Genomic DNA, 12,943 nt, shown 5'->3' on the forward strand with positions numbered 1-12,943 from the left:
TTAAGAACGAATGCTATAGTTTTAACTGCAATTGTACATTTTTTTTTGAAAAGGTTTAAAAATGTTTTTGTTTGGATTTCAAAATTCTTAAAAGACTAAGAAGAGTAGGGGGTGCTAAAAAACAAAAAACCCGAAACTTTCGTTTCGGGTTTTTTTCCGCGGAGAAAGAGGGATTCGAACCCCCGGACCTGTTACAGTCAACAGTTTTCAAGACTGCCGCATTCGACCGCTCTGCCATTTCTCCAGTCTATCGCTATCATTGTGTGATTGCGAGTGCAAATATAAGGACCTTTTTCGGTTTACAAAAACAATTTTGATAAAAATTTAAACTCTTTTTGAAAGTTTTTTATAACTGTTTCATTTCCTTTTATTTAGCAACTAAAATATTTTTATAAATATTTCGCTAAAACTTAATAATTCACGTATTCGGTGATTTCAAGACCATATCCAACCATTCCAACACGTTTGCCTTGCTCTGAATTTGACACCAAACGAATCTTTGAAATGTCAATATCATGTAAAATTTGAGCGCCAATTCCGTAATCTTTGCTGTCAATGATAATTTTTGGAGCTTTCATTTCACCGTTTGCCTGAATTTCTTTCAATTCAGAGATACGATTAAGCACGTTTACCGATTGCATGTCTTGATTAATAAAGATCACAGCACCCTTGCCATTATCATTTATTGTCTTAAACATGTCATCCAGTTGCTGGTCAACATTGTTTGTCAGCGTGCCTAATAAGTCATTATTGACCTGCGAAGAGTGAATTCTTGTCAAGATAGGATCTCCAAGATTCCAAGTTCCTTTGGTAAGCGCGATATGTATCTGCTTGTTTGTAATTTGTTCGTATGCTCTCATACGAAAAGTTCCAAAACGAGTATTGATATCAAAATCTTCTTTTTTCACGACAAGACTATCGTGTTGCATTCTATAAGCTACCAAAGCTTCGATAGAAACAATTTTGATATCAAATTTTTCGGCTATCTTAATCAATTGTGGTAAACGAGCCATACTACCATCTTCATTCATCACTTCTACAATGACACCAGCAGGTTTAAACCCGGCTAATCTTGCGAAATCAATTGCAGCTTCAGTATGCCCAGTTCTTCTCAATACACCACCTTCTTTTGCAATTAGTGGAAAGATATGTCCAGGGCGCGCTAAATCATGCGGCTTGATAGTAGAGTCAGTCAATGCTAAAACAGTTTGTGCTCTATCATAAGCAGAGATGCCCGTAGTTACGCCACGACCTTTTAAATCTACAGAAACTGTAAAGGCGGTTTCCATTGGGTCAGTGTTGTTGGTAACCATAGCATGAAGACCAAGTTCTTTACAACGGCTTTCTGTAAGTGGTGCACAAATTAATCCGCGCCCATGTGTAGCCATGAAGTTGATCATTTCTGTAGTTACCTTTTCAGCAGCAGCAAGGAAGTCACCTTCATTTTCTCTATTTTCATCGTCAACTACTAAGATTACTTTTCCTTGACGTATGTCTTCTATTGCTTCTTCAATTGTATTAAGTACTATTTTATTTGAGTCCATTTTGGTAATAATTGTTATTTGTTAAATTCAGACAGAGCTTCTTTTATTTGAGTTTTGTTATGAAAATAAAAAACGATATATAAAGGAAATCCTAGGATTAATGTTAGGTAAGGATTGCTGAAATTTGGTTTATCAGTTAGCTTACTTATTTCAGATAATGTTGAAAATGTGGTGTAGATTATTAGATAGAATGATAGGTTGCTAACTATAATTAATATTATTAAAAATATATTAAATACGTGTGCTGTTGTAAGAGCAATATTTATACAATAAAATACAAAAATTACAATAGATTGCTTCTGGTACAATTTAAAATAATGTTTTAATTTATAATAACTTACATTGTATAAACAGTCATCAGCTAATAAATCATTCTGCGAAATACCTCTGTTTTCGAGAATCTTTAAAACTTGAAGACGCTGATCAAATGAATATCCAAATTGTTCACTATTTTTTACAATTCCTTTCAAAACATCAGTAGATTTTTTTGTGAAGTTTTGATATTCTGTGTTTTCTACATTAATTGAAACGGAATCAAGAGGAAATATTTCTTGTGTAAACTCAAATTCCTTTACGAATTTCGCATATAACTTTTGGAAAGGCGATAGAATAACATCCAAATTAATCAATCCTATATCGTTAGTTGCTCTGTAAGTAAGGAGTACTGCTAGTGGTGTTAGTACGAATGAAGACATCCACGCACCGAAGAAAGGAGATAATCCATCCTCTTGCGAGATTCTTTTTCCAAATGTATTTATAAAGTGAAAGGAGATGAATATAAACACAGCGAAGACAATAGGCAAACCTAGTCCTCCTTTTCTAATAATTGCTCCTAAAGGTGCGCCTATAAAAAACATTAAAAAGCAAGCATAAGCAATTACAAATTTATCATAGAATGCTAAATAGTGATTGTTGATGGCCTTTTGTTTGTTGGTCAAATTAAGCTTTGTAGCATCAATATTATAACCGGTACTTACCAAGTTACTAATTGCTGTTGTCAAAATTATCTTTTTTTCGACATTGGTAAACAATGTTAGAAGATTCTTCGGAATCTCCTTCAATTTTACAACAGTGTCTTTTTCTACTGCGATATTGTTTCCAAATGAGGTAAAACCAGTTTGCGTATTAATATTGTCCGAGAAAGAGATAATCTCAGTATTGATGTTCTTATGTAATGAGTCTAAAGTGTAACTTAGTTCATTAACGGTTAGCATGGTATTGCTATTCGAAATGTTTTCTTCGTCGACATCAACTTTATTAAGTTCTGCTAAGTCAATATTAATGGTGTATTTTTTGAACGAACTCTTAGCGAAAGGTAGTTTCTCTCTGTCTTGGTATTTTTTTGGTACAACATCTTCGTAATAATTCCCATTGTTTAGGACGAGTTGCAGAATACTCGATTGTTCACTACTAATTAGTTTACCGTTATTGGCTTTAATAACGACTTTGCTTCCGTCTCCAGTAGTCGATTTTTTATGAATGGTAACTCCAGTTAATACATTACCATTATCTCCTGATTTTTTATTTACCTTAATATTATAAAATCCTACATCACTAAATTGTCCTTCGGTGATGGCGAGTGCAGGTTTTACTTGCGCAATGTTTTTACGAAAGTTGATGAATTTGTATTCTGCATACGGAATTACATTATTGGCAAATAAGAAGGCTACAATACTTAAAACAGTGATAAAGATGGTCAAAGGCACAATGGCTCTTTGCAAAGAAATCCCTGCTGATTTCATGGCTGCAAACTCATAATTTTCGGCAAGATTACCAAAAGTCATGATCGAAGCTAATAAAATCGACAGGGGAAGTACCAAGGGTACAATTCTAGGCATCGAGAATAGTAAAAATTTAATTACCATTGCGAAATCTAAATCTTTACCTGCTAATTCTGCTATAAATAACCAGATGGTTTGCAGAATGAATATGAAAAATAAGATTACAAATACCGTAGTAAACGTAACCAAAAATGTTTTTAATAAGTATCTGTCAAGTATTTTCACTTACTTTGTTTAATCTAATTTGTTTATGTAGTAATTTGGATATTTACTCTGTGCAAAGGTAAATTGATTTTTTGATAAAGGTTGGTTGGTTTTAAAAGAATTAACTGTTAATGTCGTTTTTGTTCCTTTTTTACCAATTTCAATAAGGTTGTAAATATGTTTTGTTTTTACATCAATTCCCAAAAGAATTTCTTTACGTTGGTCACGTGTGTTAGTTGGAACTAGTTTAATATATTGAATTTTTCTACCTCTTACATCTTGCAAAACATCCATTGTGTAGCGGTATCCACTGTTAAAGAAGGTCAACATTTTTGAAGGAGTGATAGCACTATCATCTTTTTCATTATAGCTAGAAATAGCAACCTCTTCGTCTTCCGGTACAATTGTATAAGTCTTTTTACCATCAAAAATTTTGGTGATTCCCATGAAATTAAGCACATATTGATCGCCTTTCATAGTAACATTTCCTTTGCTATCTTGATTGATATTTTCTTTCGAATTATTCAATGTATATTTAAAATCGATCGCAATATTAGAATAACTTTTTACTTTACTCGTAACTTGATCTAATAATGCTTTAGCCTTCGCATCTTGTGCATGAGTGGTAAAACTGATAAATAGAGTAAATAATATTGGAATGATTTTCTTGGTCATAGAGCTAATAGAATTACTTTTTTGATTTTCAATCTTGGTTTGCATGATTTAACTGTTTTTATCGTTGTTTAATAACTGTTCAAGAGAGGTTAAATCTTGGACATTCACCATACGCGCTTTACTACCTTCAAATGGGCCAACAATACCTGCAGCTTCCAATTGATCGATCAAACGACCCGCACGATTATATCCTAATTTTAGTTTTCTTTGTAACAAGGAAGCAGAGCCTTGTTGGGCAGTCACAATGACTTCGGCAGCTTCTCTGAACAGAGTATCTCTTTCGGATATATCCATATCAAGATTAATGCCACTTTCTTCTCCTACAAATTCAGGAAGCAAATAAGCAGTTGAATAAGCTTTTTGAGAACCAATAAAATCAGTAATCTTTTCGACCTCGGGAGTATCAATAAATGCACATTGTACACGTACCACATCGTTACCATTTGTGTAAAGTAAATCTCCTCTACCAATAAGTTGATCCGCTCCTTGTGTATCCAAAATAGTTCTAGAGTCAATTTTTGAAGTTACTCTAAAGGCGATACGAGCTGGAAAGTTGGCCTTTATTAAACCAGTAATAACATTTACAGATGGTCGTTGTGTTGCTATAATTAAGTGAATACCAATCGCACGTGCTAGCTGCGCCAAACGAGCAATCGGAATTTCGACTTCTTTACCTGCTGTCATAATCAAATCGGCAAACTCATCGACAACTAATATTATGTAAGGCAGAAAACGGTGACCATTTTCAGGATTTAATTTACGTGCTTTGAATTTATCGTTGTACTCTTTAATATTACGGACCATCGCATCTTTTAGTAAAGAATAGCGGTTGTCCATTTCTACACATAAAGAGTTCAACGTATTTACTACTTTGGCATTGTCTGTAATAATTGCATCTTCGGTATCCGGAAGTTTGGCTAGATAATGTCTCTCTATTTTATTAAAAAGGGTAAGCTCTACCTTTTTAGGATCGACTAATACAAATTTTACTTCGGCTGGATGTTTTTTGTACAGTAAGGAAGTCAAAACAGCATTCAATCCAACAGATTTACCTTGTCCTGTAGCTCCTGCCATCAATAAATGGGGCATTTTGGCCAAATCGACAACAAAAGTTTCGTTAGAAATCGTTTTACCCAATGCAATAGGTAATTCCATTTCTGCTTCTTGAAACTTAGCTGAACCAATTACAGATTTCATAGAAACCATCGTAGGAGTTTTGTTTGGTACCTCGATACCAATCGTACCTTTTCCTGGGATAGGAGCGATGATCCTAATTCCTAATGCTGATAATGATAAGGCAATATCGTCTTCTAAGCTTTTAATTTTTGAAATTCGAATACCTGCTTCAGGAACGATTTCGTATAAAGTTACAGAAGGACCAACAGTAGCTTTAATTTGAGCAATTTCGATTTTATAATTACGAAGTGTATCAACAATTCTGTTTTTGTTGTCTTCTAATTCCTCTTGGTTAATGGTAATTCCACCAGTAGAGTATTCCTTTAATAAATCAATTGTTGGGAATTTATAATTGGATAAATCTAACGTAGGATCAAATTGTCCAAAATCAGAAACTAATTTGGAGGCTAAATTTTCTTCAATTATATCTTCCTCTGGAGCAGATTCGATAACAAAAGAGTCTGTTGAAGCAATAGGCTCTGCGGCAACTTTTTTCTCAAAAGGTGGTGGAGCATTTGTTTCTAATTTAATTTCAGATGAATTTTGAATAGTAGGTTTTAAATCTTCTTTCTTAATTTCAAACTGTGTCGATTTGACTTTTGGAACGATTTCGGGTTCAACCTCTTCTTTTATAGCAAATTCTTCTAAGTTGTATGCTTCCTGATTTTTTATAGCTTCTGCCGACGCTAAGTTGGCTTTCAAATCATTTTTCTGATTTTCGAAAAAAGTTTGAATCTTCTCTGGCGATATTTTTAATTTGAAAATGAGGTAAACTACGAGTCCGAAAATTAAGGTTAGTAAAGTTCCTGTTTTTCCGATGTAGTCTTGAAGGAACAAGTTCAATTCGAATCCTACAACACCGCCTAATTCAGGTAGTGATGTGGCAATAAAACTAAATAGTATTGATAGAATGATAAGAGCGAACAAATCCCAAAACCAAGTATTTTTTAATTTACTCACCTTTAGTCCAAGGACCAAATAAGCTCCCGTTAAAAAAAACAGGCGCACAAAAATAAAGGAAGCGATTCCAAATCCTTGATACACTATTAAATTGGATAAGAAAGCACCAAATTTACCCAACCAGTTCTGAACAGTTTCAGATCGATCGGCAAGTTCACTTACTGCACTTTGGTCTTCTTGACCATAGATGTAAAAGGAGATAAAAGCCACTGCCAATGCAATTGCAAATAATATAAAAAGACAGCCCAAAACAAATTTGTGCTGTCTAGTTAGTTTCCATGATTTATTCTCTTTAGTCGTTGTATTCGTCTTTTTGTCTAAAGTTTCTTTTCTTAATTTTGCCATTAGGGATTTTACGATTTTCTATAAAAATAGGGGCAGATATATGATTAAGCCAATGATTATTGCGGTAACAGCAGCAAAAAAGACAGAGCCAGCGGCAATGTCTTTAATGAAACCTATTCTTTCATGGTAATCGGGATGGATAAAGTCGGCAATTTTTTCAACTGCAGTGTTCAAACCTTCGATACTAAGGACCAATCCGATCGCTAATGTTTGAAAAAGCCATTCGGTCGCAGTGATCCCAAAATAGAATCCTGCTATGGTTAATATAACGGCTGTGGTGAATTGAACCATCACACTATGTTCAGTAGTGATCAGTTTTATAGCACCCTTTACAGCATAGGTAACACTTTTTAATCTTCCTGTAAAGAAAGTATTATCTTTTTTAAACTCCATCAAAATGTAAGTTAAAGTACGGCTAAAGCAGCTTCGTAATTCGGTTCGTCTACAATATCACCTACTTGTTCTGTATATAGAATTGTTCCGTCTACATCTGCAACAATAAGCACTCTTGAAAGCAAACCTGCAAGTGGTCCGTCAACGATTTGTAAACCATTTGTTTTACCAAAGCTTCCGTCAACAAAATCAGATAAATTAACCACATCAGTTAATCCTTCAGCACCACAAAAACGTTGTTGTGCAAATGGTAAATCTCTAGAGATACACAATACTGTTGTATTGTTCAAGTCAGATGCTTTTTCGTTAAATTTTCTAACAGATGCAGCACAAGTTCCTGTATCAACACTTGGGAAAATATTTAAAACTAATTTTTTACCAGCAAAATTACTCAAAGTAGCAATCGAAAGATCGTTTTGAACTAATTTGAAATCAGCTAATTTTGAACCCACTTTTGGTAATTCACCTATAGTGTTTATTTTATTCCCTTTTAATGTTATTGCAGCCATAATTTTTATATTTATTGAGGTTCAAAAGTATGAAAATTATTTAAGAAACCCGTTGAGTGAATTTATTTTCATTACTAAATTTTTGTTATTTGTATGATTGCGCTTGTCAAAAAGTAACTTAGAACCATCTTTGCCGAAAATGAACAGCATTACATAAAAATTGGATTGCTATTGTTTTGACGATTATACAAAATTTAGGAATTGGCTTAAATGCAAAAAAAAAAACGCATCCAAATAGAGTATGCGTTTCTTTGTAAAAGTAAATTCTTAAAGGGATTATTTATCGATCGATCCCATAACGCGTTTCATGAAGGTATTCAAAGCTTCTTTTTTATCCGTTCCGCTTTTGATTAACTTTTGCACTTCTAGCGCACCATACATGTTTGAAATTAATTCACCAATCACATCTAATTCTTCGTCTTTCAAAGAACTAATTTCGGTCATAGCTTCTAACACTTCAATGGTTTCAATGACGTAATCTTGATCGTTTTCTTCGATAAATTGCGTAAGATGTTTTATTACAGGTAGTTTCATTTTTATGTATATTAAGTAGGGAATAAGGGAAAATAGAAAGGGTATTACTGAAATTTTTAAAACTAAATTTTTTTGGAGCACTAACTTTTGCTTTTTCAGTACAAGAGCAGTCCCGCTATTCGCTATATCTCTTGTATTTGTTGCATCCCGATTCTTCGGGATTTGCAACATACAAGAGGATGCCGCTGCTATCGGGGCTATAGAGTAAAAGTTGTTGATTGCAACAACTCATTTATAATCAAATTATTAAACGATTTCGTTTACTAGCTCGATTAATACTTCTTGCTTGTTAGTTTGTGTTTCATTGACCAATTTACCATCTACAAATGTAGCAAAGGTTGGAAGGTTGCTTACATTTGCCAATTTTCTTGATTCAGGAAAGTTTTCTGCATCAACCATAGCAAATGTGATTGCTTCATTCTCTGCAGCTAATTTTTTGAATTTTGGTTTCATTATACGACAGTTACCGCACCATGATGCCGAAAATTGTACAACAACTTTATTGTTTTCTGCCACTAAGTTGGCTAGTGTATCTTCAGTTAATTCGATAAACATAATTATATATATTTAGATCAATATCAATGCAGGAATCAAATCATAAGAATGCGTTTAAGCTACATTCAGATAGATTAGTGCAATTGAGATTAGAGTGATGTTTGATTTAATTTTTAAAATTATCAATGACAAGGTCAAATGTGAAAAGTGACATTGCCATTGATATGATAATTATTGCTAATTAGTTAGCACTTAAGTAAGCAGCAGTACTATTTCTATCAGCAGACATTGCATCTTTACCAGCTTCCCAGTTTGCAGGACAAACTTCTCCTTTTTCTTGGATATGTGTGTAAGCATCAATCATACGGATGTACTCGTTTACGTTACGACCCAATGGCATATCGTTAACACTTTCGTGGAAGATTTTTCCAGTTTCGTCAATTAAATATGTAGCTCTGAAAGTTACATTTGAACCTTCGATAATCAAAGAATCTGTATCTTCATTGTATTCTGAAGATTCGATATCTAAAATTCCTAAAATCGAAGATAAGTTACGGTTGGTATCTGCTAGGATAGGGTAAGTTACTCCTTCAATTCCACCATTGTTTTTTGCTGTGTTCAACCAAGCAAAGTGTACTTCATTTGTATCACAAGAAGCACCGATAACGATTGTATTTCTTTTTTCAAATTCTGGTAATGCAGCTTGAAAAGCGTGTAATTCTGTTGGACAAACAAAAGTAAAATCTTTTGGGTACCAAAACAAAACGATCTTTTTGTTGTTGTTTGTAGCTTCTTCAAAGATGTTGATTTTTAAGTTGTCACCCATTTCTGAAATAGCGTCTACTGCAATACTTGGAAATTTTTTACCTACTAAAGACATAATATTATTTTTTTTATTGTTTTTCTAATTGCAAAAATACTAGATATTTCGAGTAATTTTAATCAATTGCAATTATTAAAATTTATATTATGATAGGTTTTGACTATTATGTATTTACGGTCAATTGTTAAGGTTTGATAATCAAATTATTACCGTAAAACTTGCAGATTTTATGTTCTAAGTTTTTGTGTATTTTCCTAATTGTGTTATTTTCCGCTTTGCGTGAGGGGGAGGAATAAGCTACCGAAGTAGCATGGATCACCCGACACTAACTCAAGAAAAGGGCCTGTAGCCGTATGCTACAATAGCCCTTTTTTTGAGTTAGTGGCACGCCCAAAATATTATTTTAAATTTCGGTTGGTTTCGGTTCTAGTAACATCTTGATTTTAATTTGGAAAGCGGCAAATAATAATGTTGTAAAAGGACTTAAAATATTGAAAATTGCATAGGGAATATAGTCTACAGTGGCCACTCCTAAAGTACTTGATTGGTAAGCTCCGCAAGTATTCCAAGGTATTAGTACCGAAGTTACCGTACCTGCATCTTCAAGTGTTCGGCTTAAATTTTCGGGTGCCAGTCCTTTCTCTTTATACGCTTTTGCAAACATTTTACCAGGTACGACAATTGATAAATATTGGTCTGATGCTGTAAGGTTGATTGCCAAACAACTCCCCACCGTTGAAGCGAAAAGCCCAAATGTGCTGTTTGCCATTCTCAACAAAGACTGACTTATACGTGCTAGCGCACCAATTGCATCCATAATACCTCCAAAAACCATTGCACAAAGAATCAACCATATAGTGCCAAGCATTTTTTGCATACCGCCAGAGGTGAATAAATCTGCTAATGTTTTATTGTTTGTAGGGATGACTACATCACGTGTAATTGCATTCATGACTCCTTTGTAACCTGATTCAAATGTCATTTCTTGAACTCCCGCTATTTGATTTATGATGTGCGGTTGAAATACAATGGCAAATGCAGCGGCTAGTAAAGTTCCGGCTAGAAGTGCCACTAATGGTTCTGTTTTCTTGATGATTAATCCAATTACAAGTACCGGAACGGCAAATAGCCATATCGAAACCGTAAATGTTGACTCAATATCGTGTAAAAGTGCATCGATATTCACATCTCCTTTACTCTCTACAGTAAGTCCCATTATTATAAAAACTATTAGCGTCACTATATAAGTAGGAGTAGTAGTCAATGCCATATAACGGATGTGCGTAAATAAATCGGTCCCGGCCATAGCAGGAGCGAGGTTGGTTGTATCGGACATAGGGGATAATTTGTCTCCAAAATAAGCTCCAGAGATTACTGCTCCTGCAACCATTCCTAAATTGAAACCCAATGCACCACCAACACCTATAAGCGCTATACCTACGGTAGCGCTGGTTGTCCAAGAACTTCCTGTTGCAATAGAAATAATAGAACAGATGATTAAAGTTGCTGGTAAAAATATAGAGGGACTTAAAATTTGCAAGCCGTAGTAAATCATAGTTGGAATGATTCCGCTAACGAGCCATGTACCTGCAAGGGCTCCGACCATCAATAAAATTAGGATAGCACCAACAGTTGATTTGATGTTATTGGCGACTTCCTCCATCATTCTCTCATAAGTTACCTTATTGAAAAAACCAACTATAGCTGCCACAGCACCACCAATAATTAGGATGAATTGATTACTACCGCTTAATGCTTCGTCTCCGAATACAAAAACATTGTATCCTAATAAAATAACAATGGCGAGTACAGGAATTAAAGCTTCTCCTATTGATAACTCTTTGTTGCGGTGTATTTTTGTATCCATAAATTTTATTGGTAATTGTAAGGTGGTATTTGTATTATAAATTATTTATTGTGACAGGCAAACGTCCTAATGTAGGCGTATTGGTAATTAATAAGTTTGCTGCCGTTTCTTGAAATTCGTCAAAATCTTGATAAACTTGCACAATTCCGCTGGCAGCTTTAAGATTAGGAATAACTTGTAAAGCGTAAGGATTACCAAAAAGATACAATATGCATTTTTTACTTTCGAATAATTCCGCAATCATAATAAGAACAGATTCTTCTATTTCAAATTTCTGCATTGGTTTGGCTTTGGGCACAAACAATGCTATAATTACAGTGTCTAAAGTACCACTTTTTTTTATAAAGTCGGATTCTTCTATGGCATCTCCATTTTCTATAGCAAAAGATGTTGCTTTTACTGAATGCGACAGGGTTTTTGAGAAAGCGTTTTCAGCATTTTTATAGATACTTAAAATTCCGAGCCTGTCATCTTTGGAAGCTTCAGTAATTAAATGATAATTTTGATTGTCTCGTAGGGTAGTGATAGCACTTTCCGCTATCTTTTTATTTAGCACACTTGCGGCTTCGAAGTCAGGAGAATCTTCGATTGATACTTCTGATTCGAAAAGGCCTACTTTTTCTTTGCATGCCAAAATTCGTTGGTAACTTTCTTCGATGCGTTCTGGAGTTGCTTTTGACAAAATAGCTTTTATTCCCTCTTCAACATTTTCTGCAAAACACAATACATCGTTCCCAGCATTAAAAGCTTCCCATTCTAATTCCCCTTTTACTTCATATAAATTTGACACACTGTGCATGTTCAAAGCATCTGAAATGACCAAACCTTTGTATTGCAATTTAGTTCGCAATAAATCTTCAATAATAGCTTTTGATAAAGTGGCAGAGGTGTTTTTACCATTATTAAGTGCTGGTACCGCAAGATGACCAATCATTATTGAGTCAACTCCGTTTTTAATTCCTTCAATAAAAGGGATAAGTTCATTCTCCAACAACTCTTCTAAATTCTCTTTTAAAATAGGCAAGCCTAAATGAGAGTCAACATTGGTATTACCATGACCAGGAAAATGCTTGAGACAACCTAGTACATTTACGTCATTCATTCCGCGTAAATATTCGAGAGCAAAATGAGCTACTTTATTTTTATCGTCACCAAAAGAGCGATAACCAATCACGGGGTTATTAGGATTGTTATTAATGTCGGCTAAGGGAGCCAAATTATATTGAATTCCGACTGCTTTTAGGTCCAAACCAATTTGCTTACCGACTTCGTACACTAATTGAGATTGGCTATCAGGTAATGCGCCCAATGTTAATGCGTAGGGATACTGTGGTGTTTTTTCGACGCGCATAGCCAGTCCCCATTCTGCATCAATACTCATTAAGAGTGGGGTAGAAGCCGCTTTTTGATATCGAATTATTAACGCTTTCAAACGCTCATAACTATCATCTGTGTAAACTACCTTTTTTTTGCTTTCATAATTCGTAGCGGCACTCGCGCGACTGTGAAAAAAAGTTAACCCACCAATATGGCATTCGCGTATCAACTTCTCAGTTGCTTGTATGTTTTCTTCGGTATCGTTTATAAACACCGCCGGAAAAAAAAAATGTCCTATTTTTTGTTTTAATGTCATTGCT

At 34.4% G+C, this 12,943-nt stretch carries 10 protein-coding genes, 1 tRNA gene and 1 pseudogene; all 12 read right to left on the minus strand.

Features of this window, described 5'->3' with window-relative positions; all coding sequences use genetic code 11:
- Positions 1–159: 159 nt before the first annotated feature.
- Positions 160–244 (minus strand) — tRNA-Ser (locus LXH21_RS13825).
- Positions 245–410: 166 nt separating this feature from the next.
- Positions 411–1,544 (minus strand): 3,4-dihydroxy-2-butanone-4-phosphate synthase, encoded by a 1,134-nt coding sequence (gene ribB, locus LXH21_RS13830; protein ID WP_239867035.1) that lies wholly within the window; start codon positions 1,542–1,544, stop codon positions 411–413.
- Positions 1,545–2,116: 572 nt separating this feature from the next.
- Positions 2,117–3,550, minus strand: a pseudogene (locus LXH21_RS13835) (LptF/LptG family permease); the annotation flags it as partial.
- Positions 3,551–3,559: 9 nt separating this feature from the next.
- Positions 3,560–4,249 (minus strand): LolA family protein, encoded by a 690-nt coding sequence (locus LXH21_RS13840; RefSeq protein WP_317208808.1) that lies wholly within the window; start codon positions 4,247–4,249, stop codon positions 3,560–3,562.
- 3 nt (positions 4,250–4,252) lie between these two features.
- The gene (locus LXH21_RS13845; RefSeq protein WP_239867038.1) at positions 4,253–6,685 is read right to left on the minus strand and encodes a DNA translocase FtsK; all 2,433 of its coding nucleotides are present in this window, start codon (positions 6,683–6,685) and stop codon (positions 4,253–4,255) included.
- A gap of 18 nt (positions 6,686–6,703) precedes the next feature.
- Entirely contained in the window at positions 6,704–7,078 is a 375-nt protein-coding gene (locus LXH21_RS13850; RefSeq protein ID WP_239867041.1) for a diacylglycerol kinase family protein, read from the minus strand.
- 11 nt (positions 7,079–7,089) lie between these two features.
- Positions 7,090–7,587 carry a thiol peroxidase gene (tpx, locus tag LXH21_RS13855; RefSeq protein WP_239867044.1) on the minus strand — a complete coding sequence of 166 codons (498 nt, stop codon included), beginning with the start codon at positions 7,585–7,587 and terminating at the stop codon, positions 7,090–7,092.
- A 276-nt stretch (positions 7,588–7,863) separates the two neighbouring features.
- On the minus strand, positions 7,864–8,121 hold the full coding sequence (locus tag LXH21_RS13860) for a DUF6952 family protein (protein ID WP_239867047.1): 258 nt from the start codon (positions 8,119–8,121) through the stop codon (positions 7,864–7,866).
- 246 nt (positions 8,122–8,367) lie between these two features.
- Entirely contained in the window at positions 8,368–8,676 is a 309-nt protein-coding gene (locus LXH21_RS13865) for a thioredoxin family protein (protein WP_239867050.1), read from the minus strand.
- A 181-nt stretch (positions 8,677–8,857) separates the two neighbouring features.
- Positions 8,858–9,496, minus strand: coding sequence for a peroxiredoxin (locus tag LXH21_RS13870; RefSeq protein WP_239867053.1), 639 nt, complete (start codon positions 9,494–9,496; stop codon positions 8,858–8,860).
- Between the two features lie 346 nt (positions 9,497–9,842).
- Entirely contained in the window at positions 9,843–11,306 is a 1,464-nt protein-coding gene (nhaC, locus tag LXH21_RS13875; protein WP_239867057.1) for a Na+/H+ antiporter NhaC, read from the minus strand.
- Between the two features lie 34 nt (positions 11,307–11,340).
- Positions 11,341–12,939, minus strand: a complete 1,599-nt coding sequence (locus LXH21_RS13880; protein WP_239867060.1) for a glycoside hydrolase family 3 protein — start codon at positions 12,937–12,939, stop codon at positions 11,341–11,343.
- Between the last annotated feature and the right edge of the window lie 4 nt (positions 12,940–12,943).

This window comes from Flavobacterium algicola (assembly GCF_022399565.1).
GTDB lineage: Bacteria > Bacteroidota > Bacteroidia > Flavobacteriales > Flavobacteriaceae > Flavobacterium > Flavobacterium algicola.

Excerpts from the sequence above, each read along its gene's own strand:
- ribB (WP_239867035.1), bottom strand. The coding sequence starts at position 1,544 with ATGGACTCAAATAAAATAGTACTTAATACAATTGAAGAAGCAATAGAA.
- LXH21_RS13840 (WP_317208808.1), bottom strand. The coding sequence starts at position 4,249 with ATGCAAACCAAGATTGAAAATCAAAAAAGTAATTCTATTAGCTCTATG.
- LXH21_RS13845 (WP_239867038.1), bottom strand. The coding sequence starts at position 6,685 with ATGGCAAAATTAAGAAAAGAAACTTTAGACAAAAAGACGAATACAACG.
- LXH21_RS13850 (WP_239867041.1), bottom strand. The coding sequence starts at position 7,078 with ATGGAGTTTAAAAAAGATAATACTTTCTTTACAGGAAGATTAAAAAGT.
- tpx (WP_239867044.1), bottom strand. The coding sequence starts at position 7,587 with ATGGCTGCAATAACATTAAAAGGGAATAAAATAAACACTATAGGTGAA.
- LXH21_RS13860 (WP_239867047.1), bottom strand. The coding sequence starts at position 8,121 with ATGAAACTACCTGTAATAAAACATCTTACGCAATTTATCGAAGAAAAC.
- LXH21_RS13865 (WP_239867050.1), bottom strand. The coding sequence starts at position 8,676 with ATGTTTATCGAATTAACTGAAGATACACTAGCCAACTTAGTGGCAGAA.
- LXH21_RS13870 (WP_239867053.1), bottom strand. The coding sequence starts at position 9,496 with ATGTCTTTAGTAGGTAAAAAATTTCCAAGTATTGCAGTAGACGCTATT.
- nhaC (WP_239867057.1), bottom strand. The coding sequence starts at position 11,306 with ATGGATACAAAAATACACCGCAACAAAGAGTTATCAATAGGAGAAGCT.
- LXH21_RS13880 (WP_239867060.1), bottom strand. The coding sequence starts at position 12,939 with ATGACATTAAAACAAAAAATAGGACATTTTTTTTTTCCGGCGGTGTTT.